The organism is Kitasatospora sp. NPDC059577, assembly GCF_042735475.1.
Taxonomy (GTDB): domain Bacteria; phylum Actinomycetota; class Actinomycetes; order Streptomycetales; family Streptomycetaceae; genus Kitasatospora.
This window is the reverse complement of the sequence record NZ_JBHWBZ010000027.1, coordinates 85,654-104,967: the sequence shown is the minus strand read 5'-3', so window position 1 is coordinate 104,967 and position 19,314 is coordinate 85,654. Positions and strand designations below refer to the sequence as shown.

The 19,314-nt window shown below is 76.2% G+C and carries 21 protein-coding genes, 1 pseudogene and 1 riboswitch; of the genes and pseudogenes, 11 read left to right on the top strand and 11 right to left on the bottom strand.

What is annotated here, in order from left to right; genetic code table 11:
* Positions 1-245: pseudogene (locus tag ACFV0O_RS21965) on the bottom strand (hypothetical protein); the annotation flags it as partial.
* Between the two features lie 358 nt (positions 246-603).
* On the opposite strand from ACFV0O_RS21965, the gene ACFV0O_RS21960 reads away from it, so the two are divergent.
* Both ACFV0O_RS21960 and ACFV0O_RS21955 read left to right on the top strand, forming a co-directional pair.
* A complete protein-coding gene (locus ACFV0O_RS21960) occupies positions 604-2,025 on the top strand; it encodes a sensor histidine kinase (RefSeq protein ID WP_380344248.1) in 1,422 nt (473 codons plus the stop codon).
* Positions 2,013-2,675, top strand: coding sequence for a response regulator (locus tag ACFV0O_RS21955; protein ID WP_380344246.1), 663 nt, complete (start codon positions 2,013-2,015; stop codon positions 2,673-2,675). The genes ACFV0O_RS21960 and ACFV0O_RS21955 overlap by 13 nt, the downstream gene beginning before the upstream one ends.
* Positions 2,676-2,820: 145 nt before the next feature.
* On the opposite strand, the gene ACFV0O_RS21950 is transcribed toward ACFV0O_RS21955, so the two are convergent.
* Positions 2,821-3,216 carry an SsgA family sporulation/cell division regulator gene (locus tag ACFV0O_RS21950; RefSeq protein WP_380344243.1) on the bottom strand — a complete coding sequence of 132 codons (396 nt, stop codon included), beginning with the start codon at positions 3,214-3,216 and terminating at the stop codon, positions 2,821-2,823.
* 217 nt (positions 3,217-3,433) lie between these two features.
* The gene (locus ACFV0O_RS21945) at positions 3,434-3,868 is read right to left on the bottom strand and encodes an SRPBCC family protein (protein WP_380344240.1); all 435 of its coding nucleotides are present in this window, start codon (positions 3,866-3,868) and stop codon (positions 3,434-3,436) included.
* Positions 3,869-4,058: 190 nt separating this feature from the next.
* On the opposite strand from ACFV0O_RS21945, the gene ACFV0O_RS21940 reads away from it, so the two are divergent.
* From ACFV0O_RS21940 to ACFV0O_RS21925, 4 genes are all read left to right on the top strand, one after another.
* A complete protein-coding gene (locus tag ACFV0O_RS21940; RefSeq protein WP_380344237.1) occupies positions 4,059-4,820 on the top strand; it encodes a response regulator transcription factor in 762 nt (253 codons plus the stop codon).
* Positions 4,821-4,828: 8 nt separating this feature from the next.
* A complete protein-coding gene (locus ACFV0O_RS21935) occupies positions 4,829-6,373 on the top strand; it encodes a sensor histidine kinase (protein ID WP_380344234.1) in 1,545 nt (514 codons plus the stop codon).
* A 187-nt stretch (positions 6,374-6,560) separates the two neighbouring features.
* Positions 6,561-6,986: a hypothetical protein gene (locus ACFV0O_RS21930; RefSeq protein ID WP_380344231.1), complete on the top strand. Its 426-nt coding sequence runs from the start codon at positions 6,561-6,563 to the stop codon at positions 6,984-6,986.
* Positions 6,983-7,192: a hypothetical protein gene (locus tag ACFV0O_RS21925; protein ID WP_380344229.1), complete on the top strand. Its 210-nt coding sequence runs from the start codon at positions 6,983-6,985 to the stop codon at positions 7,190-7,192. Before ACFV0O_RS21930 ends, ACFV0O_RS21925 begins: the two co-directional genes overlap by 4 nt.
* A 116-nt stretch (positions 7,193-7,308) precedes the next feature.
* Here ACFV0O_RS21925 and ACFV0O_RS21920 read toward each other — a convergent pair whose 3' ends face one another.
* Both ACFV0O_RS21920 and ACFV0O_RS21915 read right to left on the bottom strand, forming a co-directional pair.
* Positions 7,309-8,154 (bottom strand): hypothetical protein, encoded by an 846-nt coding sequence (locus ACFV0O_RS21920; RefSeq protein ID WP_380344226.1) that lies wholly within the window; start codon positions 8,152-8,154, stop codon positions 7,309-7,311.
* 100 nt (positions 8,155-8,254) lie between these two features.
* The gene (locus tag ACFV0O_RS21915) at positions 8,255-8,866 is read right to left on the bottom strand and encodes a MerR family transcriptional regulator (RefSeq protein ID WP_380344223.1); all 612 of its coding nucleotides are present in this window, start codon (positions 8,864-8,866) and stop codon (positions 8,255-8,257) included.
* 127 nt (positions 8,867-8,993) lie between these two features.
* On the opposite strand from ACFV0O_RS21915, the gene ACFV0O_RS21910 reads away from it, so the two are divergent.
* Positions 8,994-9,407 (top strand): DUF3291 domain-containing protein, encoded by a 414-nt coding sequence (locus tag ACFV0O_RS21910; RefSeq protein WP_380344220.1) that lies wholly within the window; start codon positions 8,994-8,996, stop codon positions 9,405-9,407.
* Between the two features lie 113 nt (positions 9,408-9,520).
* Here ACFV0O_RS21910 and ACFV0O_RS21905 read toward each other — a convergent pair whose 3' ends face one another.
* The gene (locus ACFV0O_RS21905; protein WP_380344218.1) at positions 9,521-10,504 is read right to left on the bottom strand and encodes a hypothetical protein; all 984 of its coding nucleotides are present in this window, start codon (positions 10,502-10,504) and stop codon (positions 9,521-9,523) included.
* A gap of 255 nt (positions 10,505-10,759) precedes the next feature.
* Here ACFV0O_RS21905 and ACFV0O_RS21900 point away from each other — a divergent pair, with 255 nt between their 5' ends.
* On the top strand, positions 10,760-11,470 hold the full coding sequence (locus ACFV0O_RS21900; protein ID WP_380344215.1) for a hypothetical protein: 711 nt from the start codon (positions 10,760-10,762) through the stop codon (positions 11,468-11,470).
* 54 nt (positions 11,471-11,524) lie between these two features.
* On the opposite strand, the gene ACFV0O_RS21895 is transcribed toward ACFV0O_RS21900, so the two are convergent.
* The 4 genes from ACFV0O_RS21895 to ACFV0O_RS21880 all read right to left on the bottom strand — a co-directional run bounded on the left by ACFV0O_RS21895 (position 11,525) and on the right by ACFV0O_RS21880 (position 16,023).
* On the bottom strand, positions 11,525-12,463 hold the full coding sequence (locus ACFV0O_RS21895; RefSeq protein ID WP_380344212.1) for an NAD-dependent protein deacetylase: 939 nt from the start codon (positions 12,461-12,463) through the stop codon (positions 11,525-11,527).
* A 75-nt stretch (positions 12,464-12,538) separates the two neighbouring features.
* Positions 12,539-13,129, bottom strand: a complete 591-nt coding sequence (locus ACFV0O_RS21890) for an AAA family ATPase (protein WP_380344209.1) — start codon at positions 13,127-13,129, stop codon at positions 12,539-12,541.
* Positions 13,130-14,310: 1,181 nt separating this feature from the next.
* A complete protein-coding gene (locus tag ACFV0O_RS21885) occupies positions 14,311-15,105 on the bottom strand; it encodes a maleylpyruvate isomerase family mycothiol-dependent enzyme (RefSeq protein ID WP_380344206.1) in 795 nt (264 codons plus the stop codon).
* A gap of 114 nt (positions 15,106-15,219) precedes the next feature.
* The gene (locus ACFV0O_RS21880; protein ID WP_380344203.1) at positions 15,220-16,023 is read right to left on the bottom strand and encodes a methyltransferase domain-containing protein; all 804 of its coding nucleotides are present in this window, start codon (positions 16,021-16,023) and stop codon (positions 15,220-15,222) included.
* Positions 16,024-16,225: 202 nt separating this feature from the next.
* Between ACFV0O_RS21880 and ACFV0O_RS21875 the strand changes: the two genes are divergently transcribed.
* Positions 16,226-16,927, top strand: coding sequence for a Tat pathway signal sequence domain protein (locus ACFV0O_RS21875; RefSeq protein WP_380344200.1), 702 nt, complete (start codon positions 16,226-16,228; stop codon positions 16,925-16,927).
* Between the two features lie 376 nt (positions 16,928-17,303).
* Here the strand turns inward: ACFV0O_RS21875 and ACFV0O_RS21870 are convergent, their stop codons facing one another.
* Positions 17,304-17,888 carry a histidine phosphatase family protein gene (locus ACFV0O_RS21870; RefSeq protein ID WP_380344197.1) on the bottom strand — a complete coding sequence of 195 codons (585 nt, stop codon included), beginning with the start codon at positions 17,886-17,888 and terminating at the stop codon, positions 17,304-17,306.
* Positions 17,889-17,994: 106 nt separating this feature from the next.
* Positions 17,995-18,153: riboswitch (cobalamin riboswitch) on the top strand.
* 35 nt (positions 18,154-18,188) lie between these two features.
* On the opposite strand from ACFV0O_RS21870, the gene ACFV0O_RS21865 reads away from it, so the two are divergent.
* A complete protein-coding gene (locus ACFV0O_RS21865) occupies positions 18,189-18,407 on the top strand; it encodes a CbtB domain-containing protein (protein WP_380344194.1) in 219 nt (72 codons plus the stop codon).
* A gap of 15 nt (positions 18,408-18,422) precedes the next feature.
* Entirely contained in the window at positions 18,423-19,190 is a 768-nt protein-coding gene (locus ACFV0O_RS21860) for a CbtA family protein (RefSeq protein ID WP_380344191.1), read from the top strand.
* The last annotated feature ends 124 nt before the right edge of the window (positions 19,191-19,314 follow it).

Genomic DNA, 19,314 nt, shown 5'->3' with positions numbered 1-19,314 from the left:
GGATCACCAACGCAACCCCCAGCCCGCCCCGGCCCGCCCGGTCCGCGCCCCCCGCGCCGGCCGGCCGCCAGGTAGCCGGCGGCGGCGCACCAGCCCCAGACGCGGTGCGGCGTCAGGGTGGAGAAGGTGGCGAGGGCGGTCGCGAAGCCGGCCGCGCCGAGCCAGCCGGCGGTCCCGAGCGCGCGCCGTCCGGCGCGACCGCCGGACGGCACAACTCCCTTGGATCCGGGCCGGGTCGTCGTCATCGATGCTCCCACCAGTCGTTTCGGCACGCCTTCATTCCAGCCGGATCGGGGGGCACGGTCATGACAGGTAGGTCGAGACTCCGTGGTCGGGTTTCCCCGACCACGGCGGGCCGGGGTGGGCCGCCGGTGGATCCGACGGTTCGCCGGACACCGGACGGCCAACGGCCAACGGCCAACGGCGGAGCGGAGGGTGATGACAGGGCATCGCCGGCGCTCGCCACCACCACCGGCATCGGCATCGGGGCGCAGGCGGACCCGGGGCCGCCCGGCGCCCGGGGCGGGGGGTGGGTTTTCCCTACCGACGGGGCCGGTCATCCGGGCTAGGGTTCTTGACGATCATCGGACGGAAAGGCACCGGATGTCCCTCACGGATGAGGCCGACGCGACGGCCGCGGCGGACGGGACGGCCGCGGTGGACGGGACGGCCGCGGCGGACGGGACGGCCGCGGTGGACGGGACGGCCGCGGCGGACGGGACGGCCGCGGTGGACGGGACGGCGGTGCCGGGCGTCGCCGTCCGGCGGGCGCTCGGCCGGCGGCCGGCGGAGTTCCTGTTCTCGACCTGGCCACTGCGGTGCTGGCTGCACCTGCTGGGAGGCGCGCTGTTCGGTCTGGGGCTGCTGCTGACCCTGGTCGTGCTGGTGTCGGCCGGGATCCTGCTCTCGGTGGTGGGCGTGGGCCTGCTGGTGCTGGCCTGCGTCCCGCTGCTGGGCATCCCGGTCGCCCGGGTGGAGCGGCACCGGCTGCGGCTGGTGCAACCGGTGCGGCCCGCGGACCCGCACACACCGGTGCCCGGGGAGGGGCTGTGGCACCGGCTGCGGCACCGGTTCTCCGAGCGGGCCACCTGGCGGGAGCTGGGGTACGCGGCGCTGCTGGCGATCGTCTTCACCGGCGCCGGGCTGGGGGTGATCGCGCTGCTGCTGTTCTCCTGCGTCCTGGTGGCGTCCCCGGTGGTGGTGTGGGCCCTGGCCCCGGAGACCGTGATGATCATCCCGGGCCGGGCGATCCCCGATCCGCTGGCCGCGCTGCCGTTCGGTCTCGCCGGCGTCGCCGGAGTGGTGCTGTCCGCGTACGCGGCAGGGTGGCTGACGGCCGGCCAGGTGTGGACCGCCTGGATCCTGCTGGCCCCGCGCAAGGACCCGGAGAACCGCCGGGTGATCGAGCTGACCCGCTCCCGGGCCCGGCTCGCGGACGCCTTCGAGGCCGAGCGGCGCCGCATCGAGCGGGACCTGCACGACGGCGCCCAGCAGCAACTGGTGGCGCTCACCATGACCCTGGGCCTGGCCGAGATGGAGATGAAGGAGCAGAACCCGGAGGCCGCCGCGCTGGTCGCCCGGGGCCGCGGCGAGGCGCGCCGGGCCCTGGACCAACTGCGCGACCTGGTGCGGGGCATCCACCCGCAGGTGCTGACCGACCACGGACTGGCCGCCGCCGTGGCCGAGGTGGCGCAGCGCTCGCCGATCCCGGTGGAGGCCGCGATCGACCTGCCGCGCCGGCTGCCGCCCCTGGTGGAGGCGACGGCGTACTTCACGGTGACGGAGGCGCTGGCCAACGCGGCCAAGCACAGCGGTGCCACCCGGATCACGATCACCGGTACGTTGGTGGACGATCGGCTCACCCTGCTGATCACCGACGACGGGCGGGGCGGGGCGGATCCCTGCACGGGCACCGGCCTGTCCGGCCTCGCGGACCGCCTGGCGATCCTGCGGGGGCGCCTGCTGGTCTCCAGCCCCGTCGGCGGTCCGACGCAGCTCCGGGTGGAGGTCCCGTGCTCCGCGTAGTCCTTGCCGAAGACGCCGTCCTGCTCAGGGCAGGCCTGACCGAGATCCTCGGCCGCAGCGGCCACGAGGTGGTCGCCGCGGTCGGCGACGCGCGGGCCCTGTCCGAGGCCGTGGACGAGCACCGGCCCGACATCGTCGTCACCGACGTCCGGATGCCGCCGGACTTCCGCGACGAGGGCCTCAGGGCGGCGCTCGAACTGCGCGCCCGGCACGAGCGGTTGCCCGTCCTGGTGCTGTCCCAGTACGTGGCCACGGCGTACGCGACCCAGTTGCTCGGCGGCGTCGGGCAGGACGAGGGCGGCCTCGGCTACGTGCTGAAGGACCGGGTCGGCGAGGTCTCCGAGTTCCTGGACACGCTGTGCCGGGTCGCCGACGGACAGACCGTCATCGACCCTGAGGTGGTGCGGGTGCTGCTGGCCCAGCAGACGGCGGCGCGCCCACTGAGCAGGCTCACCCCGCGCGAGCGCGAGGTGCTCGCGCTGATGGCCGAGGGCTACAACAACCAGTCGATCGCGGCCCGGTTGAGCGTCACCGAGGCGTCGGTGGTCAAGCACTCCGGCAACATCTTCATGAAGCTGGACGTCGACCCGGCGGAGGGCAACCGCCGCGTCCTCGCCGTGCTGGCGCACCTGCGCGGCGACGCGAACTGACGGATCGTGGTGCTCTCCCGCCGGCCGTCCCCCGGGTGGGCGGCGCGACACCCCCGGCCGCGTCCCGACCACCGGCGCGTCCAGGCCACCGGCGCGCCCCGACCACCGGCGTGCCCCGACCACCGGCGCGTCCAGGCCCGGCCGGTCAGGACGCCAGCAGGTCCTCCAGGCCGCCGCTCCAGTCGATCCGGGTGTGTTCCGACCCGGCCGGGACGAGTTCGGTGGTGGCGGTGACGAACCGGTCGACCTCCGCGGCGGAGGTCGCGAGCAGGGCGACGCCCTCGCTGCCGGCGAGCGCGATGAGCATCCGGGTGTCGTCGAACGGCGTGACGTGGACGTCGCCCTCGCCCACGGGCATGTGGATGCCGGCCGTCAGCAGGTCGCGCGAGATCGTCCACACCGCGTCCGCCTGGAACGCGCTGAAGTCCAGGTCTATCGCGTAGGGGTCGTCGGGCCGGTAGGACCAGGCGACGTCCAGGTCCCGGCTGTGTTCGTCACCGGTCATCAGCCGCATGGCGATCCTGGTGGTGAGACGTTCCATCGAGCGGGTCCCCTCCTCGGGAGTGCTTCCTTCGAGCGTTTCGAGCGTGCTGCCCCGGAGTTCGCCGTCGCGAGTCCGTTCACTGCCGATCCGTCCCGCTGCCGATCCGTCCCGCGCGTGCGTCCCGCGCGCCTGCCGTTGTGAGTCTGCCCTCCCGGCGGGCGGAGCGGTGGCCCCGTCCACATGTCGGTTCCACGATCCTCACCCTGACGCCTCTTCAGCCACTCACCGGCCCCGCCGTCTCCTCCACGTGGCGCTTGAAGTCGGCCAGGTCGTCGATGATCCGGCGGTCGACGAAGCCGAGCGCCTCCGCCAGGTGCTCCAGGATCCCGTGCGGCTCCATCTCCAGCTGGAGCATGACGCGGGTGGTTCCGTCGTCCACGTGGTGGAAGGTCACCACCCCGGAGTGCCGCACCGGCCCGTCCCCGCCGTCCCAGGCCACCCGCTCGCACTCGACCGCCTCCGTGGTCACCGCCTCGAACGCGCGCCGGCCGCCCGCGGTCCGCACCACCCAGGCGCTGCTGCCCGGGCCGTCCCGGTCGACGCTCACCACCCCGCGCATGAAGTGCGGGAAGTCCTCGCACCGGACCCACTGCTCGTACACCGTGTCGAGCGGGGCCCGCACCTCCACCGACTCCTCGAACCGTCCCATCGCTCCTCCTCTCCTCCCGGCCCGACCGCGCCCGCGGCGGTCCGTGGTGTCCGGGTGCCCCGATCTCCGTTCGGCATGCACGCGTCTTCACGGAATCCCCGCGGCCTTTCACGCCCCCCGGCCGCCCCCCCGCGCCGACCGGACGCGGACGGTGTGAGAGAGTCGGCGGCCCGAACACGAGGAGAAGCCGATGCACGGGAACGGGCCCGGGGGAACGGGCGCCCCCGCCGGCGGCGGCCGGGTCCTGGTGGTGGACGACGACGCCGCGATCCGCCGCACCCTGGAACGCGGTCTGCGCCTCAGCGGGTTCACCGTCGCACTGGCCGAGGACGGCGAGACGGCGCTCGCCCGCCTGCTGCCCGCCGCACCGGACGCCCCGGGCACCCGGAACCCGGCGGCGACGGACGTCCTGGTGCTCGACGTCTCGATGCCCGGCATCAGCGGCGCCGAGGTCTGCCGGACGCTGCGCGCCCGGGGCGACGACCTCCCGGTCCTGATGCTCTCCGCGCTGGACGAGCCCGCCGACCGGGTCGCCGGCCTGCAGGCCGGGGCCGACGACTACCTGGTGAAGCCGTTCGCGCTGGAGGAGTTGGTGCTGCGGCTGCGCGCCCTGCTGCGCCGCCGCCCGCCGCAGCCCACCGACCTGGTGACGGCCGGCCCGCTGACGATCGACCCGGCCACCCGGCAGGCCCACCTCGACGGCCGTGAACTGCACCTCACCCGGCGGGAGTTCGAGTTGCTCACGCACTTCGCCAGGAACACCGGCCTGGTGCTCTCCCGCGAGCTGCTGCTGGAACGCGTCTGGGGGTACGACTTCGACGTGCGCAGCGACGCCGTGGACACCTTCGTCAGCTACCTGCGGCGCAAGCTGGAGGCCGACGGCCGGCCCCGGCTGATCCACACCGTCCGCGGCGTCGGTTTCGTCCTGCGGCTGCCCGGCGGGAACGGGTAGCGGCCGCCGTGAGACTCTCCACCCGGATCGCCCTGTGGGCCGCCGCCGTCGTACCGGTGCTGGTGGTGCTGGCCGGGCTGCTCCTGCTGCCGCTGGTCGGCCGGGACCTGCGGCACCAGCAGGACGCCCGGCTGGCGAGCCGGGCGGCGGCCGTCCTGCCGAGCGTGCGCGCGCTGGTGGCCGCCGACACGAGGGGCCGGCCCAAGGTCGAACAGAACCAACAGCGCAAGGTGCTGGACGCCGCCCTCGACTCCGGTGTGCGGGTCACCGCCCAGGACGGCACCGTGCTGCTGTCGGTCGGCCCGCAGCCCGCCGACGACCCGTCCTTCCCCACCGCGCCGGGCGGACCGACCACCGTCCGCGACCAGGGCACGGCCTGGCGGGTGCTGACCGTCCCGGTCTCCGGCACCGGGGCCAACGGCGGCAGCGGCACGCTCTGGGTCAGCGAACCGGGCGGCCTGGCGGGGAACCAGACGGCGGCGGTGCGCCGCCGGGTCCTGCTCGTCGCGGCGATCGCCGCTCCGCTCTCCGCCCTGATCGGCTTCGCCCTCGCCGAACGGGCCACGGCACCACTGCGCCGGCTCAGCCGCCGCGCGGCGGAACTCGACCCGGCCGCCGCCCACGCGACCCCCGGGGGCACCCCGGGCCCCGGCGGCGAACCGGGCACCGGCGGCGGCCCGGTCGCCGGTGGCCCGACCGGCACGCCCTTCACCGCGGAGCGCAGCGGCACCGCCGAGGTGGACGAACTCGCCGCCGCCCTCGCCCTGTTGCTCTCCCGCTACGACGAGCAGGCGGTGCGCACCGCCCAGGCCCTGGAGACCGCGCGCTCGTTCTCGGCCGCCGCGTCGCACGAACTGCGGACGCCGCTGATGAGCCTGCGCACCAACCTTGACGTCCTGGCCGCCCACCAGGACCTGCCGCCCGGTGAACGGGCGGAGATCGTGGCCGAGCTGCGCGACGACCACACCCGGCTGCTGGACCTGCTCACCGCGCTCGGCACGCTCGCGCGCGGCGACCTCGTCGAGGTCGACTCCTTCGGCCCGGTCGACCTCGCCGACCTCACCGACGCGGCCGCCGCCGACGCCCGGCGCCGGCACCCCACCGCCGACTTCACCGTCGAACTCCCGCCGGACCTCAGGGTGTTCGGCTGGGAACCCGGGCTCCGGATCATGCTGGTCAACCTGCTGGTCAACGCCGCCGTCCACGGACGCGGCGGGCCGACGCGGACCGAACCGGCCCGGGTGACGGTCCGGCTGGCTCCGGCGGGCACGGTCGCGGTGCTCACCGTCGACGACACCGGGCCCGGTGTCCCGCCGCAGGAGCGCGAGGCCGTCTTCCACCGCTTCCACCGTCGCCGTGACAGCCCCGGTTCGGGCCTCGGACTCACCCTGGTCGCCCAGCAGGCCGCGCTGCACCGGGGCACCGCCCGGATCACCGAACCGCCCGGCGGGACCGGCTGCCGGGTGGAGGTCCGTCTCCCGCTGCCGGACGCCGACGCGCCGACCCTCCGGCTCCCGGCGCGGCGGGACTGGATCACGGGCGAGGAGCGCTGAGGGCCGAGGGCCGGGCGCTGAGGGCCGAGAGCCGGGCGTGGACGGGAGAGGGCTGAGCGCTCTCGACCGGTCCCCGTTCCACAGGGAATCCACAAGAAGCCGTCCTACGCTCCCGGCAACCGGGCCGGACCGGGCCCGCACCCACCGGCCCGGTGCCCGAGCTCGTCCACGGCAGAAAGGGACGCCCATGTCCGCCCACCGCACGTCCGTCAGCCGCAGGGCCGCCGCCCTCGGCGCCCTCGCCCTCGCCGGTTCGCTGCTCGCCGCCGTGCCCGCCCAGGCCGACGGCTCGCCGTCGGCGGCCCCGTCCGCCGGGTCCACGCCCACGGGTGACGGCGCGAAGGCCATCTGCAAGCGCCTGCCGAAGACCGAGCAGCACGTCACCAAGGCGATCACCCGGCTCAACGGCGACGCCACCGTCGGCGGCTCGGTCGCCCGTCTGCAGCAGCGTGCCGACAACGCCAAGGCCGCCGGCCACACCGAGATCGAGAAGCTGCTCAACGACCGGCTCACCGCCCGCAAGGGACTGCTCACCACCCTGCAGACCCGCCACACCGACCTCGACGCCGTGGCCACCTGGTGCGCCGCCCACGGCCAGGGCACGACCAAGTGAGCCGGCGCCCGTCCGCCGTCCTCGCCGCCCTGGTCCTCGCCGGCGCCGCCCTGCTCACCGCCTGCGGCCCGGCCGGGCACCAGGACCCGGGCGCGGGCGCGGGCGCCGCCGACAGCAGCCAGGTCCAGGACATGCAGCACAAGCTCGACGCCGCCGAGAGCGCGGCCGCCCAGGCCGACAGCGACGCGGCAGCCGACGGCAACTGACCGGCCGACCGGCCCCGCAGCCCGACAGTTCGGCAGCGCCGCAGCCCGACGGCGCCGCGGCCGCCGCGGCCGGCGCGGTGCGGCCCGGTCCGTCGGTCCGGGCCGCGCCGGCTCGCTCAGGCCGCGGCGGCCGGCTGTTCGGCGTCGCCGAAGCGGGCCAGCGTCAGGGCGCCGGCCACGGCGGCCACGAAGCCCAGGACGGCGACCGGCGTCAGGTCGTGCCGGGTGTGGTCGCCGAGGACGAGCACCCCGACGACGGCCGGGCCGAGCGTCTCCCCCAGCACCATCGCGGCCGTCGCGGAGGTCACCGACCCGTGCTGCATCGCCCAGGTCAGCGCGGCGAACCCGCCGATCCCCGCCACCGCGACGGCGTACGCCGAGGGCTCGGTCAGCAGCTGCGGCAGCCTCGGCTCGGGCAGCACCCGCACCGCCACCCCGACGACCCCGAACTGCAGGCCCGCCACCAGCCCCAGCAGCGGGGCGCGGCGGGCTCCGCCGTAGCGCACCACCGCCCAGCCGGCGCCGAGCAGGGCCACCGCGACCAGCAGCACGCCCAGCCGCAGCGCGTCGTCGCCGGTCCCGTGGCCGTCCCGCCCGGCGGTGAGCGCCAGCAGCAACAGCCCCGCGCACACCGCCGCCACCCCGGCCCACTCGCTGCGCCGAAGCCTGACCCGCAGGACGCGGGCCGCCCCGACGGCCGTCACGGCGAGCGCCGACGCCAGCGCGGCCTCGACCACGTAGAGCGGCAGCCGCTCCAGGGCGACGAGTTCGGCGGCGAAGCCGCACATGTCCATCCCCACGCCCACCAGGAACGGCCACTGCCGCAACGCCCCGGCCAGCGCGGCGGCCTCGCCCGCCGTCGAGCCCGTCCCGGCGGCACGGCGGGCGCCGACCGCCTGCAGCACGGTGGCCGACCCGGTGAGCAGCGCGGCCAGGAGGGCGGACAGCAGGCCGGTGAGCATGGGCCGACGCTACGGCCCCGGCCCCTCCCCCGGTGGCCTGGCGCGCCGCCGACCCCGCGCCCGGACGAGCCGACCCGGACGCCCGCCGCGCCGCCGCCGCTCAGGTGTTGCGGCGGGCGGACTCGTGTTCCTGGGCCAGCCGGCGCAGGGCGAGGAGGGCGGGTTCGAGCAGCACGGTGCGGAGGAGGGCGCTCTCGGCCTGGTCGACGGGGTCGGCGTGCGGGTCGAGCTGGTCCAGGTCGAGGACGGCGGTGCGTTCGGCGAGGGCGGCGTAGCCGAGGAGGGCCTCGTGGGAGACCTCCTCGCCGAGGGAGCGGAGGGTTTCCAGGGTCTCACCGAGGACGGCGCGGGACGGCGCGTGTTCGGAGACCTGCCAGCCGAGTTCGCCGAGCAGGGCGTCGACCTCGGGGGCGCCGGGGGCCGGGGCGGCGTCCTCGTCGACGGGGCGGGCGCCGAGGACGAGGCCGAGGACCTGGTGGCGTTCTCCGGCGTGGGCGGCGACCGCGCCGAGGACCTCCTTGGTGGCGCTGACGGTGAGCCCGCGGACGCCGATCAGTGCGCGGACCAGGCGCAGTCGGCGCAGGTGGGTCTCGTCGTACTCGGCCTGGGTGGCGGCGGTGGCGCGGCCGGGCGGAAGGAGTCCCTCGCGCAGGTAGTACTTGATCGTCGCGGTCGGGACCCCGCTGCGGCGGCTCAGTTCGGAGATGCGCACGGCTGCACCGGCCTCCTTCTCGTTCCTCTGGCATTTGGATACCGGAACTGTCTAACATAGATAGTGCCACTACCCAATGTGGCGCCGTCCCGACGCCGACGCCGCCCCCCGACGAGGAGTGTCAGCCATGCCCACGCTGCCCTGGACCACCCCGAACCCGGCCACCCCCGGCACCACGGCGGTCGTCATGGCCTCCCGCTTCGAGGTGCGGTCGCTCACCGACGTCCCCCGCTTCTTCCTCAAGTCACTGACCGTCTGGCGACAGCTGCGCCGCACCCCGGGCGCCCTCGGCGCCTCCCTGATCGCCCGGCCGCTGCGACGGACCTTCTACACGCTGTCCGCCTGGGAGAGCCGCGAGGCCCTCGGCGCCTTCGCGGGCGCCGAACCCCACCGCACCGTCATGACCGGCCTGCGCACGACCACGAAGGAATCCACCTTCACCTTCTGGCAGACCCCCGTCGAGCAGTTCCCCGTCCGCTGGACCGACGCCCACGCCCGCCTCGACGCCGAACGCGCCAAGGCGGCCGCCCGGCCGGCCTGACCCGCACGCCGGCGACGGTCCCACCCGGCCACCGCACCGAGGCGCGGCGCCGGGCGGGACCGGGCCGCACCGGGCGGGGCGGGATCCGGTGCGGCGGGACCGGTGCGGCCCGGTCAGCGCTCCAGGTGCGCGAGCAGCAGGTTGGGGTCGGTGCGGGTGAAGTAGGCCGCACTGGGAACGTAGACCTTCCCCCCGCGCACGGCCACCGACGTCGGGTTGGACAGGCCGTCACCGGCTGTGAGGACGACGTGGTGGCTGCCGTCCGACGCGACGTACACCGCCTCGCTCGCCGGGTTCAGGGCCGCGATCAGGGCGTCGCCGCGTCCGGTGAAGGCGAAGTCGTCGATACCCGCGAGCCCGTCCGCGCGGACCTCGGCCGGCCGGGCCCCGCCGTCCTCGCCGATGGGGATGCGCAGCAGGTCGCCGGTGTCGGAGTTGCTCACCCAGACGGCGCCGCGGTGCACCTTGAGGCCGTTGGCGCCGATGGCCGTCACGGGCTTGAGCAGGGCGTCGTCGGACCAGATGGTGGTGGCGCCGCCGTCCACCGGGACGGCGTAGACCACGCCGAGGACCGAGTCGGCGGTGTAGAGGCGCCCTTCGCGCTCGTCGAGGGCGAGGCCGTTGGGGAAGCCGGTCGCGGGCAGCGGGGCGATCCGCTCGGGGGCGCCACCGGAGCAGAGCCGCCAGATGCCCTGCAGGTCGTCGGTCCCGGTGGCGTAACCGAAGTACAGGGTGCCGTCGTGGGCACGGGCGATGCCGGTGACGAGCGCGGCCCCGACGACCGGGGTGGCCGGGTTCGCGGGGGCGGGCAGGGTGGCGAGGACGGTGAGGCGGCCGTCGGTGCCGACCCGTCCGACCTGCCGGGCGAAGGACAGGGTGAGGTCGGCTGAGCCGTCCGGTTCGAGGGCGATGTTCTCGGGCTGCTGCCCCCGGGCGAGGTCGAAGTGGGCGATGATCCGGGGGCCGGACAGTGGGGGCTCGACGGCCGCGGCCGGGGTCACGGCCGACAGGGCGAGGGCGGTGCAGGCCGCGGCGGCGAGGCCGACGGCCCTTCCGGTACGGGGTGATCGACGGGCCGGTCCGAGCAGGCGGGACATGGTCTCTCCTTGATCGACGGGGGTGGCGACGGTCGCCTGTCCTCCAGCAGAACACTCTTGACTGCGCGTCATTCGCGATCGGCCGCCGCGTCCGCCGCGACGTCCCCCGGTCGGTCGCTCCGTCCGCCTGGCGGGGCGTGTCCGCGGGCGCCGCACCGGTCCCATTTTGTGACGTGCCCCTGTCTAGTTCGTTCGCGTCCCGGTGTGATGGGATGTGCGGTCACGGGGTGATGACCGCTGGTGGGGGTGGTGTGTGTGAGGCGCAACGGACGACCGTCGGGACTCGACGGCGACGCGGCGAACCTGGTCGCCGTCGGACTGGTCCGGCTGGGCGCGCAGGAGTGGGTGGGCACGTCGGGCGGGGCCCCGGCCTGGGTGGGCGGCCTGCGGGCGGCCTCCTTCGCGGACGCCTGGCTGGCCTTCGGCGACCCGGCGGCACCCGGGCTGCGGGTGCCCGCGACGGCGGCGCTGCGGGCGGTCGCCGAGCGGGCGGCGAAGCTGGTCGTCGAGTCCTGCGCCGGGGACGGGCCGGCGGCCCTGGAGTGGCTGGGGCAGCGGTCCGCGGAGGCCCGCGAGCAGGCGCGGCGCGACGGCGTCCCGCACCCGGCGGAGCCCTGCGCGCTGACCCTCGTCTGGCACGGCGTCCAGGCGCTGGCCACCGGCGAACACCGGGACGGGGACCCGTCCGACGAAGGGGATGACGGGGACGTGCCGGGCGGGCCGCCCCACGACCGGCGCATCGAGGAACGGGTCGAGGCGTACGTCCGGGAGCGGCACCGCCGCCAGGACACCCTCGCGCTCGTGCTGGGCTGCACCAGGATCGCGGCAGCCGCACTCGTCGAGCTGTGCGACAGCGACCCGGCGCGGGTGTGCGGGTGGCTGGAGGAGGACGCGGCACGCGCCATGCCGCGCGTCGGGCCCGTACCGCTGTGGGTGCCGGGACGGCCCTGGCAGCCGGCGGGCTGACAGGGGCGGCCGCGCCGCCGGGGCGGTATCGTCGGCCGTCGGCCGTCGGCCGTCTCAGGCGGCGCCCAAGAGCCGGGCGGCCTCGGCCATGGCCGGCCCCAGCGGGAGGTCGAGGCGCAGCGCGGCGAGGTCGTCGCCCCGGGTCGGCCCCTGGTTGACGATGGCGACGGGCAGCCGCGCTCGGGCGGCACGACGCACGAAGCGCAGGCCCGACAGGACCGTGAGCGAGGACCCGAGGACCACCAACGAGCCGGCGGCATCGACCAGTTCGTAGCAGCGGTCGACCCGGGCGGCGGGCACGTTCTCGCCGAAGAAGACCACGTCCGGCTTGAGCACGCCGCCGCAGTCCGCACAGGGCACGACCCGGAACCCCGCCACCAGCTCGGGCGACAGCTGCGCGTCGCCGTCCGGGCGCAGCACGGCGTCGGGGCGGCGGAAGCCCCGGTTCGACGCGTCGAGGCGCTGGTCGAGTTCGGCGCGCGAGCTGGTGCGCCGGCAGTCGAGGCAGACCACCCGGTCCAGTCCGCCGTGCAGTTCCACGGCCTCCCGGGTCCCGGCCGCGTGATGCAGCCCGTCGACGTTCTGGGTGATGACCGCGGCGACGTGCCCCGAGCGGCGCAGCCGCTCCACCGCACGGTGGCCCGCGTTCGGCCGGGCGCGGGCGAAGGCGGGCCAGCCGGTGTGGCTGCGGGCCCAGTAGCGGCGCCGGGCGGCCTCGCTCCCGGTGAACTCCTGGAAGGTCATCGGGGTGCCGCTGCGGCGGCGGCCGGTGGCGCCGCGGTAGTCCGGGATGCCGGACTCGGTGGACAGGCCGGCGCCGCTGAGCACCACCGCGCCGCGTCGCTCCAGCAGCCGGACGAGGCCCGCCACCTCCGCGAGACCGTCCCGGCCCGACGATCCCGCCGGGCCGCCCGGCGCCTCCGCGCCCTCCGGCAGGTCCGGGCCCTGCGGCAGGCCCGGCAGCTCCCGGGCACCGGCTTCCGACGCGTCCATACCGCCGAGGGTAACGCCGTCGCCGGGCGGCACCGCCGGGCGGCGGCGATGGCGGGCGGCGACGACCGCGGGCGGTTACCCGTCCTCGGCGGCGAAGGCGGCGATCCGCGCCAGGGACGGCCGCCAGCCGTCCGTCGTGTCCACCACCAGGCAGGGCACGTCGAGCGAGATCGGCTCCCACGACTCGATCGGCCGCTCCCCCGCCGCGATCCGGCGCAGGAACGCGGCGTCCGCGTGGACGGCCCGCGAGGGCAGGTCGGCGGCCCGGCGCGCGATCCGCCGGCGGGCCGCCCCGGGGTCGACCACGCAGCGCACGACGCGCAGGCGGGCCAGGTCGGCGAGCGGCTCCAGGCCCGGCCGCCACAGACGGTCCTGGAAGGCCGCCTCCGCCACCAGGCTGCGCCCCGCAGCGAGGTGTCCGCCGATGGCACGGAAGAACGCGTCCAGTGTCCTCAGGTCCAGGTCACCGCCGGGCTCCGGGCCGTCGGCGGCCATCCGCTCCTTGAGTTCGTCCCGGCAGACCACCGGCCACCCGAGCGCCTCGGCGAGGGCGTGCGCCAGCGTGGTCTTGCCCGCCCCGGGCGGGCCGCTGACGGCGACCAGCACCGGGCGCCGGCCCGCACCCTGCGGGGCCGCGCCGCCGGAGGTCCTGCCGCATGGGGTCATGCCACCGGATTCTGCGCCCGATGCGCCGCCGCCCGCCACCTCCCCTGTCGGTGGCGGACGGTCGGCGCCGGGTCGTGGATCCAGTCGACCGCCTCCCAGGAGTGACCGCCCGACGTCGAGGTGTACGAGGCGGGACCGCCGGTCCACGAAACCGTGTCGGACGCGTACCACCGATCGGCGCGGCGCCGTCCCGGTCCGCCCGGCCCCTCCGGTTACCCGCCCGCGGTCCGGACGCGGTCGTCGGCGGCCCGCCGGTACGCCGCCGCGGCCCCGGCCTCGGACGGCCCCGGCGGCGCCTGCCACCGCCTCGGAGCCGACCCGGCCCCACCTCGCCCACCGGCCGAACGGCACGCGACCGCCACGGCTCCCCCGAAGACCCGGCACAAGACTCGGACGCGTGGTGGGTCATCATGCGGCAGAGCGGTTCGAGGACTGCCGCATGGGTGTCGCCGCGGATGCCCCGGCGGATCCGTCGGCGCCGGAAGCCCTGGATCCGGGCGTCGGCCCCCTCCCCGACCCGCCGCACCGGCTCCGACGCCGGAGCCGTGCGGAACCCCTCGGCCGGCGATCACCGGCTTGATGCCACGCTTCCGCAGCAGGCGGCGGTGCGTGCCGAAGCCGTGGCTCGAACGGCCCGTGACGACGCCGGTCGGGCCCGGCCGGCTCGACCGGCGGCGCGCCCCGCACGGCCTGCCGTGGCCTGTCGGCTCCCGGCCACCGTCGGCGCGCCGAGCAGGGGCAGGTCACAGTGGGTGAGCCTGACGAGGGCGGAGACCGGGCGCCCCCGGCGAACGAGCGGCCGAGGTCCGGGCGGGTCGTCCGACCGTGATCGTGGCCCCGGGGCCGGGCGGCGAGGCCGGCCGCGGTGCGGTCGGGCAGGACATCCGGCGGACGGCGGGTCTCCCCGGCGATCGGGATCGAGCCGAACCTCCGCCCGCGTCGTGGGTGATCCCGGCAGGTGGGCATGTGAGGCTTTCCCGGCGGACGTCTGATCCCCCTGCGCGGTGTGAGAAGCAGTCACCTGCTCGGGCCGGGCTCGGCCCCACCGACGGGTCGGGGCCCCGCTGCGCCGCAGGCTCCTCTCCAGCGCTTCTCCGGGCGGGGCCGGAAGCGGGGCGAGAACGGGGTGCTGCACGCGGCAGCGGGTGGTCACCGCATGCGGCACGAGCAGTCCCGCGCCCTCAGCCCCAGCCGGGTACGGGCGGCAGCGGCCAGACCGGTGGGGTCGGGAGCGTGCGGCCGGCGTGGCTGTCCGGGGCCGGACCGCGCCCGGCGAGCCAGGCGAGCAGGACGTGGCCGGGGGCGCTGACGGTGGCGCCGGTGGCGGCGGGGGTCCAGCTGCGCCCGAGGTCGGTGGCTTCCAGCCGGGCGACGGGGAAGTCCCGCGCGGCCAGGGTGGCGACGGTCGTGTCGAGTGCCCAAGCCACGTAGTCGGTGGGCCAGTCGGCCGTGGTGCGGCCGAGGGCGAGGTCGACGTGGTGGGTCTGGAGTTCGCGCCGGGCGCGGTGGAGGGTGAACCAGGCGGGGTGCCACCACCCGGCGAGGGCCCGGACGGGCGCGGTCCAGCGCTCGGCGGGCACGGTCGCCGCCTCGTCGGACAGCCCGTCCAGGCTGCGCCGCAGGTCGGCGACGAGTTCGGCCGCGTCCCGCTCGGCCCCCGCCCGCAGGGCCCGGTCCGGCGCGCCGCGGTCCGGCCGCGGCCCTGGCGCGGTGCCGGTGCGGGCGAGCGCGAGCAGGTGGCGGTACGCGTCGGCGCTGCGTGCGACGTGGGTGATGACGTGGGCGCGGCTCCAGCCGGGCAGTGCGGACGCCTCGCGGGCCTGCCGGTCGGTCAGGTCGCCGAGGGCGTCGCAGAGCCGGCCGGCGTCGGCACGGACCGCGCCGAGCAGGGCGGCGAGCTCGGCAGGGGCGAGCTCGGCGGGGGTGGGCTCGGCGGGGGCGGGGTCGGCAGGGCTGGGGGCGGCGGTGGGGTTCACGGGCCCGAACTCTACGGCGGCCCGCCGCCCGTCGCCCCTCCCCGGCTGTCCGCCGCCCCTCCCCCGGCCGCCCCCTCGTCGGCCTCCATGGCGGGCCGTCGTCGGGTCGAGGTCCTACGGGCGGCGGGCCCAGGCGGAGATCATCGGGGCGGTGGCGAGGTCGAGCCGGCCGGAGGCGACGTTGGCGAGGTGGTGGTCGATCTCCTCGTCCGTGGCGAGGCCCTCCGACACGAGCAGTGCGCGGATCTGGCGGACCGTGGCGTCCTCCAGGACGGCGCAGGCCGGTGAGGTGATCGGGAAGTAGGCGTCGGCCTGCACGTCGACCAGGCCGGCCTCGCGCAGTACCCGGGGCAGGGTCCGCCCGTACGCGAGGTCGGCGCCGCGGGCCGCCATCAGGGTGCGGAAGCCGGAACGGAGCCGGTTGGCGAGGCGCTCGGCGGGGCCGGACTCGTCCGGGCAGAGCAGTGGCTGGAGCGCGGGGTCGGCGTCCTCGATGAGCAGCCAGCCTCCGGGGCGCAGGGCCTGGATCATGCGGCGGAGGGCTTCGGCGCGGTCGGCGACGTGCACCAGGACCAGTCGGGCGTGCACGAGGTCGAAGGCGCCGGGCGGTGGCGGGTCGGCGGCGACGTCGTGGGTCAGGACCTCGATGGTGCCGCCGCCGGCGGGGGCGGTCCAGGAGACGTCGATGTCGGTGGCGACCACCGTGCCGGTCGGGCCGACGCGGTCGGCGAGTCCGAGCGGGACGGAGGGGCCGCCGGCGCCGACCTCCCAGCAGCGCATGCCGGGGCCGAGGCCGATCGTGTCGACGTGCCGGAAGGTCACGGGGTCGAAGAGTTCGGCGAGGGCGCCGAAGCGGATGCCCGCCTGCGACTGCCGGTTGTCCAGCAGGTATCCGTGGTCGCTGTTGTGCTCAGCCATGCCGGGATTCTCGCAGGCGGACTGCGGGGCGGCTGCCCCGGCCCCTTGTTGACGAAACGTCAGCAAGTTCTGTCCACTGCCTTGACGGCGCACGGTCACGGTCCTAGAACCAGTCCTAGAACGTCGCAAGCCCCCGGCCCCCACCGCCCGGGAGCCGCGAAAGGTCGTCTTCTCGCCCCTCACCGAGAAAGAGGCTCTTCCCATGCGCTTCAGCCGCCGCCTTGCCGTCCCCGCCGCCGCCGTCGCGGCCCTCGCCGCCACCACCGCGCTCTCCGTCGTCGCCGCGCCCGCGTCCGCGGCGCCCGAGTCCGTCGCCGCCGTCCCGGTGCTCACCGCCGGCAGCGCGGGCGGCGCCGCCGTCGCAGCGGGCGACGCGCTCGCCGCGCCGCTCGCCGGGGGCACCGTCGCCACCTTCTACTCGACCGCCACCAGCACCACCGGTGTCACCTGCGCCGTCTCGCAGCTCGCCGCGAAGGTGCTGACCAACCCGGCGGCCCCCGGGTCGGCCACCGGCTCGCTGACCGGTCTGACCTTCGGCTCGTGCACCAGCAACGTCACCGGCGTCACCTCGGTGCGCAGCCTGACGGTCGGCAACCTCGCGTACGACGTGACCGTCTCCGACGGCCCGGGGCTCCCGGTCACCCTCGCCGGCGGGTCGGCCGGGCCGATCCAGGCCACCGCCGTGCTCAACAGCTGGTTCGGCACCATCACCTGCACCTACCAGCTCAGCGGCGCCTTCGCGGGCAACGCCGACAACGCCGCGCACAGCCTGGTCTTCCGCAACGAGCACTTCACCAAGAGCGGCGGCTCGGGCCTCTGCCCCGGCGACGGGTACTTCTCCGCGGCGTACGGCCCGGTCGCCGACACCACCCAGCCGGGCGCCCCGGCGGTGTACGTCAACTGACCTCCGCGAGGGCCCGTCCCCAAAGCCGCGTCGGCGGGGCGACGCCCTCCGGGCGGACGGCGGAGGTGTGAAGACGGGCCCGGCCGCGCATCCCTCTGCGCCCGGTGGTCCGGGGCGGGACGACCTTCGTCCCCCTCGGCCGTCCGGGCGGCGTCCGGGCCCACGAGCTCCTCATCCCGCCCGGCCCGGGCGGCGAGCCGGAGCCGAGGACCCATGAGGGCATCGAGTGGGTCCACGTGCGCTCCGGCCGGCCGCTCCTGCTGCTGGGCGATCGGAGCCCGCGCCACCCGACCCGCTCGCCCGTCCCCGAACCCGCGGTGACGATCCGTCACTTGTCGTCACGTGTCGCAGGGTTACCGGACCGACCCCCTCGGGCTCAGGAACCGGCGGCCGCCGGCGCGAGGTCCCACCCGCAGCGCAGGTTCCAGCGCCCCGCACGCCCGGAGAGCTCGGTGACCGACAGCGGCCGGACGTCGAGCCGCCAGAAGACCGCCGGAGGGAGGCCGAGCGCGTGCACCACGGCCGCCCGGACCACCGCGGGCTCGGCCACCACGGCCAAGCGTCCTGCCTCACCGGCCAGTTCGTCCAGCCGGGCACCCACCCGGGCGAGGAGGTCCAGCACCGACTCGCCACCGTGCGGCGCCGCTGCCGGATCCGCCAACCAAGCGGCGACCGCCGCCGGTTCGGCCGCCGCGACCTCGTCGAGCGTCCGACCCCGCCAGGAGCCGACGTCCAACTCGGCCAGCCGCCGGTCCGGTTCGGCCTGCAGACCGAGCGCCTCGGCCGTCCGGCGGCAGCGCACCGAGGGCGAGGCCAGGCTGCGGGCGGGCGTCGGCAGCGCCCCCGCCGCCGCGCGGGCGGCCGCCGACGCGGCCTCCTCCGGCGGGCCGTCGTCGCCGAACCGGGCCGCGCGCAACCCGTCGCCGATCGCCGGTGCGACGAACATCACCCGTACCGTCATTCGCTCCCCTCCCGTCCCGGAACCCGGCCTCGCACCGCATACGTACCGGATTCCGCTGCCTGTTCCGTGCCGGTCGCGCGCCCGTGAGCCCCCGCGCAGCCCCTTGGCCAGGGGTTCCGGACACGGTACCGTCCCTGCGACAACTGAAGACGGCAGAGCGCGGAAGCCCGGTGAGACTCCGGCACGGTCGCGCCACTGTGAAGCCGCAGCCCTGGTCCCCGCCTCGGCCCGGCGAGTCAGACCCGCCCTGCCGTCCGTGCTCCATCGACACGGGACGCGTGTTCCCAAAGGAGGTCGGCCATGGCTCACCCCATCGCCCCCGCTGCCCCCGCCGCTCCGGCGATCACCCCCATCTCCGTCAAGGCGATCCTGCCCTGGGCCGTGTTCTTCGGCATCCTGCTGATGGCCCTGATCTACTTCGTCGGCGCCGAGCAGGGCGCCACCTCCCTCATCTCCGGCGAGGACGTGCACGAGTGGGTGCACGACGGTCGCCACCTGCTCGGTTTCCCCTGCCACTGATCAGGGGACGATTCCGTGAACTCCGCAACCGTCAGATCCCTGCTCGTCCGCGGCATGCTGGCCGGCCTCGGCGCCGGCCTGCTCGCCCTGGTCGTGGCCTACCTGCTCGGTGAACCCCGGGTGGACGCCGCGATCGCCTACGAGGACGCCCACTCCGCGGGCGAGCCCACCATGGAGATCGTCAGCCGGTCCCTGCAGTCGACTGCCGGGCTGGCCACGGGCGTTCTGGTCTTCGGCGTCTCGCTCGGCGGCATCGCCGCGCTCGCCTACTGCTTCGCCCTCGGCCGGGTCGGCCGCTTCTCCCCGCGCGCCACGGCGGCCCTGCTGTCCGGCGTCGCGCTGGTCGCGGTCTACCTCGTGCCGTTCCTCAAGTACCCGGCCAACCCGCCGTCGGTGGGCGACCCGGAGACCATCGGGAAGCGCACCACGCTGTACTTCCTGATGATGGCGCTCAGCGTGCTGCTGGCGGTCGCCTCGGTGATCGTCGGCAAGCGGCTCGCACCGCGCCTGGGCAACTGGTACGCGACCGTCGTGGCCGTCCTCGGCTTCGCGGTGGCGGTCGGCCTCGCCTTCGCCTTCCTGCCCGCCGTCAACGAGGTGCCCGAGGACTTCTCGGCCACCCTGCTCTGGCAGTTCCGCCTCGCGGCGCTCGCCATCCAGCTCACCCTCTGGACGTCCTTCGGGCTGCTGTTCGGCCACCTCGCCGAGCGCCTCCTGCACCCGAAGCCGGCCACGGCCACCCCTCGGGAGGCCGCTCCGGAGACGGCCGCGTCCGTCCACTGACCGACGCCGGTCCGGTAGCGGGAGGCCGGTCGGGGGGGCACCACCGCCCCCCCCCCCGCCGCCCCCCAACCCCCGCGGCCGCCGGCGGGGAAGGGCGTGCTCCCGGGGGCCGCCCGGTGCAGAA